16 protein-coding genes and 1 pseudogene are annotated in these 17,035 nt (G+C 65.9%); 7 read left to right on the forward strand and 10 right to left on the reverse strand.

Annotated elements, in window-relative coordinates:
• Positions 1-153: 153 nt before the first annotated feature.
• From ACN0SE_RS07615 to istA, 3 genes and pseudogenes are all read right to left on the reverse strand, one after another.
• Positions 154-996, reverse strand: a pseudogene (locus ACN0SE_RS07615) (IS110 family transposase); the annotation flags it as partial.
• Positions 997-1,128: 132 nt separating this feature from the next.
• A complete protein-coding gene (gene istB / locus ACN0SE_RS07620; protein ID WP_417523913.1) occupies positions 1,129-1,857 on the reverse strand; it encodes an IS21-like element ISPkr1 family helper ATPase IstB in 729 nt (242 codons plus the stop codon).
• Positions 1,787-3,355, reverse strand: a complete 1,569-nt coding sequence (gene istA / locus ACN0SE_RS07625) for an IS21 family transposase (RefSeq protein WP_417523914.1) — start codon at positions 3,353-3,355, stop codon at positions 1,787-1,789. Before istA ends, istB begins: the two co-directional genes overlap by 71 nt.
• 321 nt (positions 3,356-3,676) lie before the next feature.
• Here istA and ACN0SE_RS07630 point away from each other — a divergent pair, with 321 nt between their 5' ends.
• Positions 3,677-5,155, forward strand: coding sequence for a winged helix-turn-helix domain-containing protein (locus ACN0SE_RS07630; protein ID WP_417523915.1), 1,479 nt, complete (start codon positions 3,677-3,679; stop codon positions 5,153-5,155).
• A gap of 8 nt (positions 5,156-5,163) precedes the next feature.
• Here ACN0SE_RS07630 and ACN0SE_RS07635 read toward each other — a convergent pair whose 3' ends face one another.
• Positions 5,164-5,520 (reverse strand): hypothetical protein, encoded by a 357-nt coding sequence (locus tag ACN0SE_RS07635; protein WP_417523916.1) that lies wholly within the window; start codon positions 5,518-5,520, stop codon positions 5,164-5,166.
• Positions 5,521-5,759: 239 nt separating this feature from the next.
• Positions 5,760-7,265 (reverse strand): fumarate hydratase, encoded by a 1,506-nt coding sequence (locus tag ACN0SE_RS07640; RefSeq protein WP_417523917.1) that lies wholly within the window; start codon positions 7,263-7,265, stop codon positions 5,760-5,762.
• 162 nt (positions 7,266-7,427) lie between these two features.
• On the opposite strand from ACN0SE_RS07640, the gene ACN0SE_RS07645 reads away from it, so the two are divergent.
• The 5 genes from ACN0SE_RS07645 (at position 7,428) to purU (ending at position 11,212) form a co-directional block, all read left to right on the forward strand.
• On the forward strand, positions 7,428-7,592 hold the full coding sequence (locus tag ACN0SE_RS07645) for an aldehyde dehydrogenase family protein (protein ID WP_417523918.1): 165 nt from the start codon (positions 7,428-7,430) through the stop codon (positions 7,590-7,592).
• A gap of 70 nt (positions 7,593-7,662) precedes the next feature.
• A complete protein-coding gene (locus ACN0SE_RS07650; protein WP_417523919.1) occupies positions 7,663-8,637 on the forward strand; it encodes a quinone oxidoreductase family protein in 975 nt (324 codons plus the stop codon).
• Between the two features lie 15 nt (positions 8,638-8,652).
• Positions 8,653-9,189, forward strand: a complete 537-nt coding sequence (locus ACN0SE_RS07655; protein WP_417523920.1) for a peroxiredoxin — start codon at positions 8,653-8,655, stop codon at positions 9,187-9,189.
• Positions 9,190-9,393: 204 nt separating this feature from the next.
• The gene (folD, locus tag ACN0SE_RS07660; RefSeq protein ID WP_417523921.1) at positions 9,394-10,287 is read left to right on the forward strand and encodes a bifunctional methylenetetrahydrofolate dehydrogenase/methenyltetrahydrofolate cyclohydrolase FolD; all 894 of its coding nucleotides are present in this window, start codon (positions 9,394-9,396) and stop codon (positions 10,285-10,287) included.
• 40 nt (positions 10,288-10,327) lie between these two features.
• A complete protein-coding gene (gene purU / locus ACN0SE_RS07665) occupies positions 10,328-11,212 on the forward strand; it encodes a formyltetrahydrofolate deformylase (protein ID WP_417523922.1) in 885 nt (294 codons plus the stop codon).
• A 31-nt stretch (positions 11,213-11,243) separates the two neighbouring features.
• Here purU and ACN0SE_RS07670 read toward each other — a convergent pair whose 3' ends face one another.
• From ACN0SE_RS07670 to ACN0SE_RS07690, 5 genes are read right to left on the reverse strand one after another with little or no spacing between them, the layout of a single operon-like run.
• Positions 11,244-12,722: an aldehyde dehydrogenase gene (locus tag ACN0SE_RS07670; protein WP_417523923.1), complete on the reverse strand. Its 1,479-nt coding sequence runs from the start codon at positions 12,720-12,722 to the stop codon at positions 11,244-11,246.
• A gap of 8 nt (positions 12,723-12,730) precedes the next feature.
• Positions 12,731-13,765 carry an LLM class flavin-dependent oxidoreductase gene (locus ACN0SE_RS07675; protein ID WP_417523924.1) on the reverse strand — a complete coding sequence of 345 codons (1,035 nt, stop codon included), beginning with the start codon at positions 13,763-13,765 and terminating at the stop codon, positions 12,731-12,733.
• A gap of 3 nt (positions 13,766-13,768) precedes the next feature.
• Positions 13,769-14,680, reverse strand: coding sequence for a flavin reductase family protein (locus tag ACN0SE_RS07680; RefSeq protein WP_417523925.1), 912 nt, complete (start codon positions 14,678-14,680; stop codon positions 13,769-13,771).
• Positions 14,677-15,456, reverse strand: coding sequence for an alpha/beta fold hydrolase (locus tag ACN0SE_RS07685; RefSeq protein WP_417523926.1), 780 nt, complete (start codon positions 15,454-15,456; stop codon positions 14,677-14,679). Before ACN0SE_RS07685 ends, ACN0SE_RS07680 begins: the two co-directional genes overlap by 4 nt.
• Positions 15,428-16,027 (reverse strand): amino acid synthesis family protein, encoded by a 600-nt coding sequence (locus ACN0SE_RS07690; protein WP_417523927.1) that lies wholly within the window; start codon positions 16,025-16,027, stop codon positions 15,428-15,430. The genes ACN0SE_RS07685 and ACN0SE_RS07690 overlap by 29 nt, the downstream gene beginning before the upstream one ends.
• Before the next feature lie 105 nt (positions 16,028-16,132).
• On the opposite strand from ACN0SE_RS07690, the gene ACN0SE_RS07695 reads away from it, so the two are divergent.
• A complete protein-coding gene (locus ACN0SE_RS07695) occupies positions 16,133-16,975 on the forward strand; it encodes a LysR family transcriptional regulator (RefSeq protein WP_417523928.1) in 843 nt (280 codons plus the stop codon).
• The last annotated feature ends 60 nt before the right edge of the window (positions 16,976-17,035 follow it).

Here is a 17,035-nt window from a genome sequence, read left to right on the forward strand (position 1 = left end):
TGTTTGCCGTGGCCCTGTTGGGAGTGCGCACGCGCCGCTATCTCATTACTGACCAGATCATTGATGACCATTTGGGCTCTCAGACTTTGGGTGCGCCTTAATTCCGTTCCATGCAATTGAGGTTTACGAACATTGTTTGCGGCATTGGCCTGATCAGACCGCAGCCGCCATCTCTTGTCTTTTCCAATCAAAGTCTTTGCCGGAGCTGAGGACGCTCCAGGCGATCCGGGCGAGCTTGTTGGCCAGTGCCACACCAAGTTTGTTGTGCTGCATCCGCATTGACGCCGCTTCCAGCCACGGACCAAAGCTGAACTTGTGCCAGTTCTTGGGGCGCATCATGATGACCTGTGCGGCCTGCACAAAGAGCATGCGCAGATAACGACTGCCCCGTTTTGTGATGCTCCCCAATATCGTGCGCCCGCCGGTGCTGCTTTGCCTTGGGACCAATCCGAGCCAGGCTGCAAAGTCGCGTCCCCGGTCATAGGCCTCGCCCTCGCCAACGGCAGCAACCATTGCCGTTGAGATCAACGGGCCAATACCCGGGATCGTCATAAGCCGCTGGCAACCCGGCTCAGTTTCGCTGACCTCCTTGATTTCAGCCGTGGTCATCTCGATCCGTTTGTCCAGCCAGATCCAGTCCTGCTGGAGACCCACGATCAGTTTGCGCATGCGCAAGGACATCTCGCCGCTGCGATTGTCAAGGATGGCTTCAAGCGAGTTGCGTAAGGCAGACACACTGCGCCGGACGGTGATACCCTGTTCGATCAGAAAGGCCCGGATCCGGTTCATCGCGGCCGTCCGCCGCGACACAAGGCGAGACCGGACGCGATGCAGCGCTTGCAGGTCAAGCTGGTCCTGCGTTTTCTCAGAAACCGTTTTAAGATTGGGGCGCAACGCGGCCTCTGCAATCGCCTCGGCATCGTTGTAGTCGTTCTTTTGACCCTTGTTGAAAGGCTTCACGTAAATCGCTGGAATGATCCGGGGCTCAAATCCCAACCTGTCAATCGGCATGCAATTTTGACCCCCTATCGGCGTCCAAAAATGACCCCCTGTTTGGCGCACGTGTAGCTGGCCCGATGCGGTGTAGCCATCATACAGCGCAGCCGTATCGGGCCAGCGGGGCTTGGATTATTCCCTGTTCTTGAAGCGCCAGCTCTCGTTGCCGGTTTCGACGATGTCGCAGTGGTGGGTAAGGCGATCGAGTAATGCCGTCGTCATCTTGGCGTCTCCGAAGACCGATGGCCATTCACCGAAGTCGAGGTTGGTGGTCACGATGACCGAGCTGCGCTCGTAGAGGCGACTGATGAGGTGGAATAGCAACTGGCCGCCGGTCTGGGCGAACGGAAGGTAGCCAAGCTCGTCAAGGATTAGGAAGTCGAGGCGGCACAGTAGGTCAGCCGTGCGCCCCTGCCGGTCGGCACGAGCTTCGGCATCGAGCTTGTTCACCAAGTCCACGGCGTTAAAGAACCGCCCTCGTTTGCCTCGCCGGATGCACGCCCGAGCGATGCTCACAGCAAGGTGGGATTTGCCGGTCCCGGTGCCGCCGATGAGCACAACATTTCGCTGCTGTTCAAGGAAGCCCCCGGCGGCCAGGTCGCGCACCAGCGTCTCGTTGACAGGCGTGCCCTCGAAGCTGAACTCGTCGATCTCTTTCGCCAGAGACAGTTTGGCGATGGTCATTTGGTATTTGATCGAACGCGCCTGCTTCTCGCTGATCTCGGCGTTCAACAAGTCGCCTACCATCTGCTGCGGTTCATGCTGCCGCTTCACCGCCGTGGTGATGATCTCATCGTAGGCGGCCTTCATGCCGTAGAGCTTCAGCTGGCTCATCGCGTCCAGCACCTGTGATCTTTCCATGGTTGGGTCTCCTGAGGCTGTCGTAACGTTGGCAATCGGCCACGGGCTGGCAGGTCAGTCGCAACGCGTCCGGCGTATCAATGGTCAACGGCGGTGGCGGTTCACGATGTCGGGCCAAGATGTTGATGACGACTGAGGCGGCGGGGGCCCCTTCGTTCAGGGCTTCGGCACAGGCAGCATCCACGGCATCCAGCCCGTCGGTTGGGATCATGCTCAGGATCTGAACCATCTGGCGGTCACCATTCGGCACCTTATCAAGCTTGCGCTGCACTCGCCTGATCGCGGGCGGCAACTCCCAGTCCTTGAACGGCGCTCCGTTCCTGAGGGCACCGGGTTTGCGGGCCAGCACCGGAATGTAGTGCAGCGGGTCGTAGATAGCCTTGTCGCGGCCGAACGACCGGGAATGTTGCCCCACGATCTTGCCGTCCTGCCAGAACTCGACCCACTCGGCATAGGCGCGGATCTCGACAGGGCGACCAACAGCGCGGCCATCCACGGAGTAGCGGTTCTTGTCGAAGCGAACGAGACAGGTCTTCGACACGGACGCCGGCACGGCATGGAAGCCGTCGAAAGGCCCGACATAAGGCACCAGGCTCGCGCGCTCTTCCTCGAATAATTCCCAGATTGTCCGGTTACGCAGTTCCGGATGCGGATGGGACTTGGCCCAAGCCACACAGCGGTCCTCGAGCCAGGCGTTGAGCTCGGCATAGCTCCTGAACTTCGGTCTGGGCACGAAGAACCGTCGCCTGACAACCCCAACCTGGTTCTCGACCTGTCCCTTCTCCCAGCCAGAGGCAGGTGTGCAGGCGACCGGGTCGACCAAGTAGTGCCCGCACATCTGCTGGAACCGGCGATTGTAGGCGCGGTCGCGGCCGACGAAGATCGTGTCCACCGCGGTCTTCATGTTGTCGTAGATCCCCCGAGCGCAAGCGCCGCCGAAGAAGGCGAAGGCCTTGTCGTGGGCGTCGAAGACCATCTCTTGCGTCTCGCGCGGGTAGGCTCGCACGAACAGCATCCGGCTGTGGCACAGCCGGACGTGGGCAACCTTCACAGTAGTTGTTGCGCCATCGATCACTACGATCTCGTGGCTCCAATCGAATTGGTAGGCCTCGCCTGGGTCGAAGATCAGCGGCACATAGGCAGCGGCCGAGGCCTCCTGTTCCTCCTTGGACCACGTGGCCGCATATCGCCGGACCGCATCATAGCCGCCATCATATCCTCGGGCCCGGAGTTCCTCGAAGATGCGGATGCGGGTCAGTCGCTCGCGTTTGGGCTTTCGGGCGTTGGCCGCCAGCATCTCGTCGAGCATGCCTTTCCAAGGCCCGATCTTCGGCTGAGGCTGGATCGTGCGTTCATAGGTCATCTCCGTCACGCCGGATCGGATCACCTTCCGCACCGTATTCCGCGAAACCCGCAGTTCCCGGCAGATCTGCTTAATCGGCTTCTTGTCCTGAAAATACGCCCGACGGATCTTCGCAATCGTCTCCACAACCAACATCCCACACTGTGCTCCCCGATGATCTCAGGGGCATCATCCACATCAGTGTAAGGGGGTCATTTTTGGACGCCGATCACCCCGTTACGGGGTCAAAATTGCACGCCTGTTCACATTCGAGTTATTCCCTCCGCCATGGCCGAATAAACGAATTGCAGGGTCTCTGTTGCCACTGCTAAGCATCCCGCAGCGACCGGACCCCGCCCGGTGTTCGCGCCAACCGGTAGTCGCTATCCCGGCACGCCAGCCTCCCGCATGGACCGAGAGCCCATCATGCTCTAAGGATCCGTCTGGATGGCCCAGAAGGTCTGATCGGGATGATCGATGGAACCGCAAAGACTTTCGCTGGGGGCCTGCAGCTTTGATCTTTCTGATCTGACCCTGCGCAGCGCGTCCGGCGCGCGCGTTCCCCTGCGGGCGCAGTCCATGCGCGTGCTGGCGGAGCTGGCGAAGACGCCCGGCGCGGTGGTGTCCCGCGATGCCCTGATCGAGGCGGTCTGGACGGGCACCGCCGTGACCGATGACAGCCTGGCCCAATGCGTCAAGGACATCCGGGCCGCGCTGTCGGACCAGGATCATGAGATCGTCAAGACCGTCGTGGGGCGCGGCTACAGCTTGACCGCCAGGTCCGCGCCCGGAGACGCGGCAGGGCTGCCCAAGGTCCTTGTCGAACGGTTCCGCACGACCGGCGGCAACGTTCAGGCCGAAGAACTGGCCGAAGCCCTGTTCGAGGAACTGGTCATCCGGCTGACACGCAGGGCCGGCGTGCGCGTGTTGACGGACACCGCGTTCAGGCCCGGCGCGCGCTACATCATCGGTGGGCGTGCGACGGTCCGGGGCGAGGCTGCCCGCGTCTTCGTGAAGATCGAACGGGGGGTGTCGGGCGAGGAGGTCCACGCTGGCACCGACAGCGGGGCGGACGGAGACATCTGGACCCTCGCGGGCCGCGTCGCCGACAGGATCTCGGCGCTGCTGAGAGTGCACATGATCGTCAATGACGGCACCGAGGCCGTCAGCCGCGACGATGCCGAGCTCTCGGTTCAGGAGCTGCTGGACAAGGCCGGGTGGCACATGAACCGGTTCCGGCGCGAGAACTGGGTCGCGGCGCGCAGGGCGCTGACGGCGGCGGTGTCGCGGGCGCCGGAGAACCCGGTTGCGCTGGCCATGCTGGCCTCGATGCAGACCCAGATGATCCCGCTCATCCCTTTTGCCGAGTTGCCCGGCGACGTTGACACCGCGCTGGAATTGTCCGAACGCGCCGTCGAGCTTGGCCAGACCATCGACTATGTCCTGCGCACGCGGGGCAATCTGCGGCTCTGGTGCCTTGGCGACCACGACGGCGCCAGGCTGGATTGCGCCCGCGCGCTGAAGATCAACCCGGTCTATCACCAGACCCATCTGACCCTCGCCACGAGCGAGGTGTTCTCGGGCGACTTCGCGCAAGGTGAACAGCGCCTGCAGGAGATGATGCAGCGCGCGCCGGAGGATCCGCAGAACCCGCTCTACATTTCGCTCATCGCGCTGGCGCGGCTGCTGGACGGGCGGAGGGAAGAAGCCTTGGCGGCGGCGCGCGAAGGCTGTGAGCTCAACCCGTGGGGGGCGTGGAACGCGTTGGTCTATGCGACGGCTCTCGGCGCAGTCTCGGCGCAACAGACGTCGGCGACCCGGAAGATGGTGCGCGGGATCGACCTGCCTGCCGACCACTTCCGGCACCTGCCCATCGTCGAGGCCGGGCACGCCGAGGCGCTGGTCGCCTGGGCGCGGACCGCGGGCGTGGCCGGCACGGCGCGCCCGTCCCGGTAGCTGCCCGGTCAGCTTGTGCAGTAACCGCATCCCGTCGGGGTCAGGAACGGCAGCCGCTGCTCGAGGGGCAGGCCGGAGAGACCGGGCGCATTCCAGTCGGCCTGCAGCATGAGGAGCTCTTCCGGGGTGAGATGCAGGGCGAAGAAATAGGCCTCGACATAGCCCTCGTCGGGCGCTTCGATGACGACATAGGCCGCGCCCGCGTGTTCGAAGATGTCGAGTTCCACGATCTTGAGGGACTCGAGAAGCCTGGCATTGGCGCCGGGGAAGGGCGCGTCGATCCGGGCGACGTATTGTTCGGCGGACGCGGCAGAGGCGACGAGGCAGGCTGCGGCGATCACGGCGGGAAATGAAAGGCGGGTCATGGCATGTTCCTTGAAAGGTCCCGGGCGGATTGCCCGGACTGGACTGACTTTCGCAGACACCGGCTCGCCCCGCCGGAACTCTGTCCGAAATCAAGACGAAATCACCTGAAATGGTTCGGCGTCATCGACCGGACCCTTCGGATGTCTGAGCTGCGCTCCCGGGCCGCTGCAATGACGAGATCAGGATTTCCAATCAAGCGGCTCGAGATAATCTGAGCGAAGCCGGTGCGCGCCCTAAGTCAGGCGGTCACCGGCGCACGCCGCCAGCGGGCCGGGCCGGTCTTGTGCACCGAATTGCCCTCGGCATCCACCGCTACGGTGACCGGCATGTCCTCGACCCGCAGGCGGTAGATCGCCTCCATGCCAAGGTCCTGAAATGCCACCGGCTCCGCTTCGCGGATCGCCTTGGAGACGAGATAAGCCGCGCCGCCCACGGCAATCAGATAGGCCGCCTTGTGGCGCTTGATCGCCTCGATCGCCACCGGGCCGCGCTCGGCCTTGCCGACCATCAGCCTGAGCCCGGTCTCGGCGAGGATGCGGTCGGTGAACTTGTCCATCCGGGTGGCGGTGGTGGGGCCGGCGGGGCCGATCACCTCGTCACCCACAGCGTCGACGGGACCGACGTAATAGATCGCCCGACCGCGCAGATCGACCGGCAGGGCCTCGCCCGTGTCGAGCATCGCCACCATGCGTTTGTGCGCCGCGTCGCGCCCGGTATAAAGCGTGCCGTTGAGCAGGATCGTCTCGCCCGGCGTCAGCGAGGCGATCACCTCGTCGTCAAGCTGGTCGAGATCGATCCGCCGCGCGCCACTGCTGGCCATGTCGAGCAGGATCTCGGGCCAGAGCGACAGGTCCGGCGGGCTCAGCCGCGCGGGGCCGGTGCCGTCAAGGGTGAACTTGACGTGGCGGGTCGCGGCGCAGTTGGGGATCAGACCAACCGGCAGGCTGGCGGCATGGGTCGGGAAACTGCGGATCTTGACGTCGAGCACCGTGGTCACGCCGCCGAGCCCCTGCGCGCCGATGCCCAGCGCATTGATCCGCTCGTAGAGCTCCAGCCGCAGCTCTTCGGTCCGGTCGGACGGCCCGCGCCGGCGCAGCTCGGCCATGTCGATCGGGTCGTTCAGCGCCTTCTTGGCCAGCGCCATCGCCTTGTCGGCCGAGCCGCCGACGCCGATCCCGAGGATACCCGGCGGGCACCAGCCGGCGCCCAGCGTCTCGACCGTCTTGACCACCCAGTCGGCGATTGAATCCGAGGGGTTGAGCACGGTGAACTTGGCCTTGTTCTCCGACCCGCCGCCCTTGGCCGAGACATGTGCGGTGACCGTGTCGCCGGCGACGATCTCGGTCGAGAGCATGGCAGGGGTGTTGTCGCCGGAGTTCCTGCGCGCGCCCAGCGGATCGATCACCACCGAGGCGCGCAGCGGGTTGGCGTCGAGCAGATAGGCCTGCCGCACCGCTTCGTCGACCACCTCCTGCAGCGGGCGCGACAGCTCGAGCCACGCATCCTGACCGATCGACAGAAAGACATTGGCGGTGCCGGTGTCCTGGCAGATCGGCCGGCGGCCGATGGCCGCCATGCGCGAATTGACGAGGATCTGCGCCATGGCGTCCTTGGCGCCCCGGCTTTCCTCGCGCTCCCATGCGGCGGCCATGGCTTGGATGAAATCGGGCGGATGGTAGTAGGAGACATATTGCAGCGCGTCAGCGATGCTCTCGATCAGGTCTGCTTCGCGGATCACGCTCATGTCTTCCTCACTCTTCGATCTGTCGCACCACGTCCGTCACGCGGCCGTCGCGGTAGTCAGAGACGGCGACCACCCGGCCTGTGGCGCGCGGCCAGCAGTGGGTTCACCGCGACGCCGACGTCGGTCAGCACAAGGTCCACTGTCGCACCGGGTGTCGTCAAGGTGCCAACCGCCGGCACGGTCCTGGCAAAGCCCACCGCCGTCAACCGTGTGGCGACGGTGCAGACGCCCTTTGGCGGGCACCAGCAGTCGAGCCATGGTCGGGAGACGGGAATCGCGGTGATCGACCATTTTTCGCACGTGAAAACCGTGACGGTGCAATACTGACACTTGTCACCCGCCGTGCGCCGGGCATGATCACCTGCGGACAGACATGTGACTGCAAGGAGACCCCGTAATGGCCTATGCGATCTTCGCCGCGCAGCCCGGCGGCACCGAGGTGCTGGAACGGCGCGACATCGACCCCCCGCTGCCTGGTTCCGGTGAGGTGCTGATCCGCCATACCGCGATCGGCGTGAACTTCATCGACGTCTATTTCCGCACCGGCGCCTATCCCTGGCCGGTCGAGCGTGACCTCGTGCTGGGCTCTGAAGGTGCCGGCGTGGTCGAGGCGGTGGGGCCGGATGTGACCGGGGTCTCCCCCGGCGACCGGGTGGCCTATACCGTGCCCAACGGCGCCTATGCCTCGCACCGGATCGTGCCGGCGGCGATGCTGGTGCCACTGCCGGACAACGTGCAGGATGAACAGGCCGCGGGCGCGATGCTCAAGGGGCTGACGGTGCACTACCTGATCCATCACAGCTATGCGGTACAGCCGGGCGACACCGTGCTGGTTCATGCCGCTGCCGGCGGGGTGGGGCAGATCGCCGGGCAATGGCTGCGCGCCAAAGGCGTGCGTGCCATCGGCACCGCCGGCGGGGCCGAGAAATGCGCGCTGGCGCGGGACAACGGCTATGACGCGGTGATCGACTACAGCAGCGGCGACTGGGTCGAAGAGGTCAAGGCGCTGACCGATGGCAAGGGCGTCGCGGCGGTCTATGATGGCGTCGGCAAGGACACCATCCTGGGCTCGGTCGCGGTGCTGCGCCGCTTCGGCAGCCTCGTCAGCTTTGGCCAGGCCTCCGGCGCGCCGGATCAGTTCCGCATCTCGCACCTTGCCTCGGGCTCGCTGCGCCTGACGCGGCCGACGCTCTTTCACCACACCGCCTCGCGCGAATGGCTGACCGGGGCGGCGGCGGACCTCTTTGCGGTGATCGCCGAGGGCCGCGTGAAGATCGACACCGGCACGCCCAGCCCCCTGGCGGACGTGGCCGAAGTTCATGCCGCGCTGGAGGGCCGCAAGACCACCGGCTCGGCCATCCTCATCCCCTGATCCGGAGCCCTGACCATGATCCCGCAGACCGTCCCCGAGGCCACTTTTCACACCCGCGTGCGCAACCCGAAGTTGTCAGGTGACAACCCGTTCGAGTGGAAGGCGCTGAGCACCGCGGATGTCTTTGCCGGCAGGCGGGTGGTGCTCTTTGCGCTGCCCGGCGCCTATACCCCGGCCTGTTCCGACAGCCACCTGCCGGGCTACGAGCGTCTTTACGATGACTTCCGCGCCGAGGGCATCGACGAGGTGGTCTGCCTTTCGGTCAACGATGCCTTCGTGATGTACCAATGGGCGAAATCGCGGGCGATCGAGAAGGTCCGCATCCTGCCGGACGGCAATGGCGAGTTCACCCGCAAGATGGGCATGCTGGTCGACCGCTCGCCGCAGGGCATGGGGATGCGCAGCTGGCGCTATTCGATGCTGGTCGAGGATATGGAGATCACGCAGCTCTTTGCCGAGCCGGGCTTTCGCGACGCGCCAGAGGGCGTGCCGCTGGAGCGGTCGACGGCCGAGACCATGCTGGCGTATCTGCGCACGGGCGAGACCGGCTGAGCGACGCGATCGAGCGCGCGCGACCACTAAAGGAACCGCCGCGCCGCTATTGGAACCGCCCGGCTGCGTCGGGCGGTCGTTTCTGTCTTTGACCTGCGCTTTTCGGGCTGGCGCCGGGCCGCGCCGCGTGGTGGTGATCCGTCACGGGCCGGCGGGTCCAACCCCTTGATCCGCCGCCAGAGATTGCACGGCAGGAGAGCGCAGATGACGGCCAAGATACTGGATGGCAAGGCCTTTGCGGCCAGGGTACGCGAACAGGTGGCCGCCGGCGTGGCGCGGCTCAAGGCCGATCACGGCGTGACCCCCGGCCTCGCGGTGGTGTTGGTGGGCGAAGACCCGGCGAGCGAGGTCTATGTCCGCAACAAGGGCAAGCAGACCCTGGCATGCGGCATGGCCTCTTTCGAACACAAACTGGCGGCAGAGACCTCCGAGGCGGAACTGCTGGCGCTGATCGACCGGCTCAACGCCGATCCGGCGGTGCATGGCATTCTGGTGCAGCTGCCCTTGCCGGACCACCTGAACGAGGACCTTGTGATCAATGCCATCGCGCCGGAAAAGGACGTCGACGGCTTTCACATTTCGAACGTCGGCCTGCTGGCCACCGGGCAGAAGGCGATGGTGCCCTGCACGCCGCTTGGTTGCCTGATGATGCTGCGCGAGGAACACGGCAGCCTCTCGGGGCTCAATGCCGTGGTGGTGGGCCGGTCCAACATCGTCGGCAAGCCGATGGCGCAGCTGCTGCTGCGCGACAGCTGCACCGTGACCATCGCCCATTCCCGCACCAGAGAGATCGAGGCGCTCTGCCGGCAGGCCGATATCCTCGTCGCCGCCGTGGGCCGGCCCGAGATGGTGACCGGCGACTGGATCAAGCCCGGCGCCACGGTGATCGACGTCGGCATCAACCGGATCGAGACGCCCGAGGGCGGCACGCGGCTGGTAGGCGACGTCGATTTCGCCTCGGCCGCGCAGGTCGCAGGCGCCATCACCCCGGTGCCCGGCGGCGTCGGCCCGATGACCATCGCCTGCCTGCTGGCCAATACGCTGACCGCCTGTTGCCGCAGCAACGACATTCCCGAACCCGAAGGCCTGACCGCCTGATCCCCGGCGGCCAAGCCAGACACCCCTCCCGGAGACTTCCATGAGCAAATACGCCCTCACCGTTGCCTGCCGTTCGACCCGCGGCATCGTCGCCGCCATCGCCGCCTACATGGTCGAGCACGGCTGCAACATCACCGACTCAGCCCAGTTCGACGACATGGAGACCGGCAACTTCTTCATGCGCGTCAGCTTTACCTCGGAAGAGGGCGCCGACCTTGCCACGTTGCACGAGGGCTTTGCCGAAACCGCGGCCGGCTTCGACATGACCTATGACTTCCACGACGAAGCGCAGAAGATGAAGGTCATCATCATGGTCTCGCGCTTCGGCCATTGCCTGAACGACCTGCTCTATCGCTGGCGCATCGGCGCGCTGCCGATCGACATCGTGGCGGTGATCTCGAACCACATGGATTATCAGAAGGTCGTGGTGAACCACGACATCCCGTTCCACTGCATCAAGGTGACCAAGGCCAACAAGCCGCAGGCCGAGGCCGCGATCATGCAGGTGGTCGAGGACACCGAGGCCGAGCTGATCGTGCTGGCGCGCTACATGCAGATCCTGTCTGACGAGATGTGCCAGAAGATGTCGGGCCGGATCATCAACATCCACCATTCCTTCCTGCCGTCCTTCAAGGGCGCCAACCCCTACAAGCAGGCCTTTCAGCGCGGGGTCAAGCTGATCGGCGCGACCTCGCATTACGTCACCGCCGACCTCGACGAAGGCCCGATCATCGAGCAGGACACCGTGCGCGTCACCCATGCGCAATCGCCCGAGGATTACGTCTCGCTCGGCCGCGATGTCGAAAGCGCGGTACTGGCGCGGGCGATCCATGCGCATATCCACCGCCGGGTCTTCCTCAACGGCAACAAGACGGTGGTCTTTCCGGCCTCGCCCGGCTCCTACGCCTCTGAGCGCATGGGCTGAGCGTCTCGGCGCGGAGTTGGCAAGGGCCGCGTCACCGCATCACGAAGGGATTGGCCATCGGCTGATCCGAGGTGCTGATCCAGGTGGTCTTGGTGCGGGTGTAGTCGTGGATCGCCTCGATCCCCGCCTCACGCCCGTAGCCCGACTGACCATAGCCACCGAAGGGCGCGATGGGCGAGACCGCGCGGTAGGTGTTGACCCAGCAGATCCCCGCCTTGAGCCGCGCCGACACCCGGTGCGCCCGGGCGACGTTCTGGGTGAAGACGCCGGAGCCCAGGCCAAAGGGCGTGTCATTGGCCAGCGCAATCGCCTCGTCCTCGGTGTCGAAGGGCAGGAGCGACATCACCGGGCCGAACATCTCGACCTTGAGCGTCTCGGTGTCCGGCCCTGCGCATTCCACCAGCGTCGGCGCCATGAAGTTGCCGGGCCGCTCCAGCGCCGCGCCGCCAAAGCGGATGGTGGCGCCCTGACCCTTCGCGGCGGCCAGCGTCTGGGTGATCCGGTCGACCTGCGCGGCGGTGCAGAGCGGGCCGATCTGGGTTCCCGATTCCAGCGGATCGCCCACCGTGACACCCGCCATCTTCTCTTCGATCAGCGCCATGAGCGGCGCGAGGATCGAGCGATGCACCAGCCCGCGTGACCCCGCAACGCAGCTTTGCCCCGAGGCCCCGAAATTGCCGGCGATCAAGCCGTTGGCGGCGCCGTCGAGATCGGCATCCTCGAACACCAGGATCGGGGACTTGCCCCCCAGTTCCAGCGTCGTCACCGCGAAGTTCTCGGCCGAATTGCGCACCACGTGCCGCGCGGTTTCCGGCCCGCCGGTAAAGGCGATGCGGTCGACGTCAGCGTGGCGGGTCAGCGGAATGGCGCAGTTCGGCGCATCGCCGGTCAGCACGGAGACCACGCCCGGAGGAAAGCCCGCCTCCTCGATCAGCCGGGCGAACTCCAGCATCGGGGCAGGGGCCACTTCCGAGGCCTTGAGCACCACCGAACAGCCCGCCGCCAAGGCCGGGCCGAGCTTGGTGGCGGTCAGGAACATCTGTGCGTTCCAGGGCACAATCGCCACCACAACGCCGATCGGCTCGCGCCGGGTAAAGACATGCATGTCGGGCTTGTCGATCGGCAGCACCGCGCCTTCGATCTTGTCGGCGAGACCAGCGTAATAGCGATAGTAGTCTGCCACATAAGCCGATTGGCTGGCGGTTTCCGCCAGGAGCTTGCCGCTGTCGGTGGTCTCGATCCGGCCCAAAATCTCGGCGTGCGCTTCGATAAGATCCGCCAGCCTGTGCAGCAGCTTGCCGCGCGCGGTCTGGCTGAGATCCCGCCAGGCCGGATCACCCAGGCTGCGTCGGGCGGCGGCGATGGCCCGGTCGACATCCTCCGGCGCGGCGCAGGCAAAGGTCGCCCAATCCGCGCCGGACGCGGGGTTCTGCGAGGACATGACCTGACCCCCGGCGCCCTCGCACCTGGTGCCGTCGATGAAAAGCTGGTAATGCGGTGTGCGGTCCATGGGATCCCTCATTGAAAGGCTGGCATGACATCGTCGATGAAGCGCGCAAGCGAGGCGCGCTTGCGCTCAAAGCTCATGCCGCTGTCGATCCAGAAGGCGTATTCATCATAGCCCAGCGCCTCGTAGCGCCGAATGCGCTCGATGACCTCGGGCGCGGTGCCGATGGTCAGATCGCGGGCCATGTTCTCGGGCGCCATCATGGCGTTGCCGGCGATCTCTTCGTCAGAGAGCGGCGCGATCAGGCCTTGCTGCACAGGGCGCTTGTTCTGGAACCAGGCACCGAAGTAGCAGTAGAACCGCGACAACTCTCGCGCGGCCTGGGCCACGTCGTCGTCATCGGTGCCGACATAGGTGTGATGCAGCAGCATGATCTTCGGGCGCGGGCCGTCGTGGCTGGCGCAGGCGTCGTTGAAGCGGGTCATCAGGGTCTCGATCTCGCTTTGCCCCTGCCAGAGCGGCGTCACCTGGATGTTGAAACCATTGTGCACGCCGAATTCATGACTGTTGGGATCGCGCGCCGCGATCCAGATCGGCAGGCCACCGGGCTGAACCGGTTTCGGCGCCGAGGTTGTCGCGGGAAAGCTGAAGAATTCCCCCTCATGCGCGCAATCCCCGGCCCAGAGCCGGGGCAGCAGCGGGGTGATCTCACGCATCCTCTGGCCGGCCTCCCAGGCGTCCATGCCGGGCATCAGCCGCTCGTATTCGTAGCTGTAGGCGCCGCGCGCCACCCCCAGCTCGATCCGCCCGCCGGTCATCATGTCGGCGGCGGCGGCCTCTCCGGCGAGCTTGATCGGGTGCCAGAAGGGCGCGATCACCGTGCCGGTGCCAAGCCGCACGTTCTTGGTGTGATGCGAGATATTGACCAGTGTCGTCAGGGGGTTGGGCGCTATGGTGAACTCCATCCCGTGGTGTTCCCCGGTCCAGACCGCGCGCATCCCGGCGGCATCGGCCATCTGGCAGAGCGCGATGAACTCGTCATTGAGCCGATCCTGCGGTTGGTCGGGCGAGAGCCGTTCCATATGCACGAAGAGCGAGAACTCCATGGGTCAGGTCCTTTCCAAAGGGCTGTGAACATCGCCGCGCCGGCCGTCGCCGAGATAGAGCCCGAAGCTGCGGGTCCTGGCCTCGAGCGCGAAGCGGGTCATCATGTCGGCGATGGGCGGGCTGGTGTAGCTGAGGGCAGGCAGGTCCTCTGGCGCGATGGCGGTGAGGGGGCCCGTGGTGGCGGCCTCGGTGGTGGCCAGCAGATAGGTGAAGCGCATGTCGCCTATGTCGAAGATCGAATAGGCGGATTTCACCTGCACCGGCAGGCCGCGCGCCGCCAGCGCTTCGGCCAGATCATGGCGCAGCCGGCCGCGGTCGGGCAGGGTGATCTGCGGCGGGCGGAAGCCGTCGGGCGTCTGTTCCAGCAGCACCTTGCCGCCGTGCTCGATGATCGCGCCGCAGATCGTGCCGCGGCCGCTCTGTTCCAGCGCCGCGCGTTCGAGCCCGAGGCTGAAATACTTGCCGCCCGCATAGCCCAGCCCGCGCCCCGGGGCGTGGTGGAAGGCCGCGACCCGGCCGATCAGCAGGCTGTGGTCGCCGGCGTCCATGGCGCGCTCGGTCGTGCAGGAGAACTGCGCCAGCGCGCCGTCGATCAGCGGGTTGCCTAAGGCGTCGATCCGGTGGGCGACGCGGGCAAAGCGGTCGCCCTTATAGCTGGCGAAGGTGTTCGAGACGTCTTCCTGCCCCTCGGCCAGCACGTTGACGGCGAAGTGGCGGCACTGGGCAAAGGTGTCATGGGTCGAGAGGAACCGCCCCGGGCAGACCAGCAGAAGCGGCGGGTCGAGCGAGACCGAGGTAAAGGAATTGGCCGTGAAGCCAACGGGTTGGCCGTGGGCGTTGCGGGTGGTGACGACGGTGACGCCGGTCATGAAGCTGCCGAAGGCGCTGCGCAGGGCGCGGGGATCGAGCGTCATGGCGTCACCTCTTGCAGGAAGTCCAGAAGTGCTGCGTTCACCGCCGCGGCATGGGTCATCGGCATCATGTGGGCGGCGCCCTCGACGATTTGCGCCCGGCCTTGCGGCGCGAGATCGGCCATGGCGCGGGACATCGCGGGGGTGGAGTTCGGCTCCAGCGCGCCGGTGATGAAGAGCGCCGGGCAGGCAAGCCGCGCCAGCGCTGTGCGGTCGGGACCTTGGGCTTTGGCAAAGGCGGTGTAGGCCGATTTGTAGCCCGCCGGGGAGACGGTGCTCAGCCAGTCGCGGCAGGCGGCGCGCGCGGGCGTCTCGGCATTGCCGAACCAGCGCGTCAGCGTCGGCTCTGGGTCGGCGGGGGTCTCGCCGTCGAGCGCTTCGGCGCGGGCCTGAACCGCCGCCGCGGCCTTGGCGTCGCGCTCGAACACGGCGTTCAGGGCGGCCACGCCCCGGACCCTCTCAGGCACGCGGCAGGCCAGGTCGAGGGCAATCATCGCGCCCATGGAATGGCCGATAATCACCGCGGGGTCTGTCACCGCTGACAGAACCGCGTCGGAATAATAGGTCAGGCTCATTGGCCGCGCGGGCAGGGCGCTCTCGCCATGGCCCGGCAGGTCGAGCGCGGTGACCCGGTAGCGCGCGGACAGCGCGTCAATCTGCGGTGCCCAGGCCTCGGCCCGCAGGCCCACGCCATGCAGCAGCAGCACCGGGGGCCCCTCGCCACGCTGGATCGCGGCGAGGCCCGCCACCTCAGACCGCGGCCGGGTTGTCCAGGTCATGGCCCAGATCCTTCAGGTCCTGATAGCGGTCGCCGATGCGGTGATGCGGCCGACCCGAGGTGGCCGCGCCCAGCACCACCACGATCTCGTCGGCGCGGGGCGCGTCGGGAATGGCGAACTGCAGGGTGAGGTAATGCGACCGGCGGCCGGCGTCGTTCTTGTCCATCAGCGGCACCATGATCGGCGCATTGGCCGGCCCGCGGGTGTTGGTGAAGGCGAGATAGGATTTCGCGCCCACCGCCTCGCGGTAATGGTTGCCGAAGCGCAGGGTGTGGATCAGGCCGGAGGCATGTTCGACTTCGCCGTCGAGGCCCACCACCGCCGCCTTGCCATAGGCCTCGATGGCTTCGCCACTGCCGGCCAGCGCAATCATCCGCTCGGTCATCATCGCGCCCAGCACCGGGCCATAGGCGCGGATTTCCGGCGTCAGGTCCTCGACATAGCGCCCGGCCCAGGGGTTGCGCAGCACGACGGCCACGCCGAACATGCGCCAGGGCGGGCTGGCCGGGCGAAAGCCCTCGATCAGCACCTCTTCGTCATAGGTCACGATCTTGCGGATATCGGGTTGCATGGCACCTCCTGTTCACTGACCGAGACGGTAGAAACCGGGCGGATTTTTCACAAACGAAGGTTTTTCCCCCTTAGCCATTAGCAAGACTTATGGCTAAGTTGACCCATGGCCCGATCACTTCCTCCCCTGACCTGGTTCCGCGCCTTCGAGGCGGCGGCGCGGCATCTCAGCTTTACCGCCGCGGCCGAGGAACTGGGCATGACGCAATCTGCCATCAGCCAGCAGGTCAAATCACTGGAGCAGCGGTTGCGGGTGCCGCTTTTCGTGCGGCAGGCGCGGGGGCTTTCGCTCACCGATCACGGCAGGCGGCTTTTGCCCGAGGTCGGCGCCCCGCTCGAGGCGCTGGCGGCGGCGACGGCGCGGTTCGACGCCGGGCCCTCGGCCGATCTGCTGACCGTCGCCACCTCGGTCAGTGTGGCGCAATGGGTGATCGCGCCGAACCTGCCGGATTTCACCGCGCAGCACCCGGAGGTCCGCGCGCGGTTTCTCAGCGCGATCTGGCCGGACGATTTTCATTCTGCACAAGCGGATGTCGAAATCCGCTTCGGGTCGGAAAAGCAGGTCGGCCGCGATGCCGAGCCGCTGCTGCCGAACCGGCTGGTGGCGCTGAAGTCGCCTGAGTTGGCCGGCGCGCTGGACGAGTTGCCGCTGATCGAAGCGGTGGGCACCTCGACCGGCTGGCGCGGCTGGTGCGAGGCTTTTGGCGGCGATCTGCAGCCGACGCTCTACGCCGACACCTACGGCATGGCGCTGCAATTGGCGGCGCATGGCAATGGCGTGGCGCTGGTGAGCGAGCTTCTGGCGCAACATGCGCTCCGGGCCAGGCTGGTGGTGCCGGCGCACCCCGGATCGGTGGCCAGCAAGGAGGGCTATTTCCTCTCGGTCAGGGCCGATCATGCCGCGGCTTTGCGCTTTCGCGACTGGCTGCTGGCGCTTCTGGCGCGATAACCGCCCGCTGCCGGAATCGTCTGTTGATTTCCGCACAATCTGTAGCAGAGTGGCCGCAAC

The sequence above is a fragment of the Marinovum sp. genome, assembly GCF_048263515.1.
GTDB lineage: Bacteria > Pseudomonadota > Alphaproteobacteria > Rhodobacterales > Rhodobacteraceae > Marinovum.

Coding starts and splice junctions, on each gene's coding strand:
- ACN0SE_RS07680 (WP_417523925.1), bottom strand. CDS start 14,680: ATGACGCTCGATCCCCGCGCCCTGCGCAGCGCCTTCGGCAGCTTCATG.
- ACN0SE_RS07650 (WP_417523919.1), top strand. CDS start 7,663: ATGGCCTATGCGATCTTCGCCGCGCAGCCCGGCGGCACCGAGGTGCTG.
- ACN0SE_RS07630 (WP_417523915.1), top strand. CDS start 3,677: ATGGAACCGCAAAGACTTTCGCTGGGGGCCTGCAGCTTTGATCTTTCT.
- ACN0SE_RS07635 (WP_417523916.1), bottom strand. CDS start 5,520: ATGACCCGCCTTTCATTTCCCGCCGTGATCGCCGCAGCCTGCCTCGTC.
- ACN0SE_RS07690 (WP_417523927.1), bottom strand. CDS start 16,027: ATGCAACCCGATATCCGCAAGATCGTGACCTATGACGAAGAGGTGCTG.
- istA (WP_417523914.1), bottom strand. CDS start 3,355: ATGTTGGTTGTGGAGACGATTGCGAAGATCCGTCGGGCGTATTTTCAG.
- purU (WP_417523922.1), top strand. CDS start 10,328: ATGAGCAAATACGCCCTCACCGTTGCCTGCCGTTCGACCCGCGGCATC.
- ACN0SE_RS07675 (WP_417523924.1), bottom strand. CDS start 13,765: ATGGAGTTCTCGCTCTTCGTGCATATGGAACGGCTCTCGCCCGACCAA.
- ACN0SE_RS07640 (WP_417523917.1), bottom strand. CDS start 7,265: ATGAGCGTGATCCGCGAAGCAGACCTGATCGAGAGCATCGCTGACGCG.
- ACN0SE_RS07655 (WP_417523920.1), top strand. CDS start 8,653: ATGATCCCGCAGACCGTCCCCGAGGCCACTTTTCACACCCGCGTGCGC.
- istB (WP_417523913.1), bottom strand. CDS start 1,857: ATGGAAAGATCACAGGTGCTGGACGCGATGAGCCAGCTGAAGCTCTAC.
- ACN0SE_RS07695 (WP_417523928.1), top strand. CDS start 16,133: ATGGCCCGATCACTTCCTCCCCTGACCTGGTTCCGCGCCTTCGAGGCG.
- folD (WP_417523921.1), top strand. CDS start 9,394: ATGACGGCCAAGATACTGGATGGCAAGGCCTTTGCGGCCAGGGTACGC.
- ACN0SE_RS07685 (WP_417523926.1), bottom strand. CDS start 15,456: ATGACCTGGACAACCCGGCCGCGGTCTGAGGTGGCGGGCCTCGCCGCG.
- ACN0SE_RS07670 (WP_417523923.1), bottom strand. CDS start 12,722: ATGGACCGCACACCGCATTACCAGCTTTTCATCGACGGCACCAGGTGC.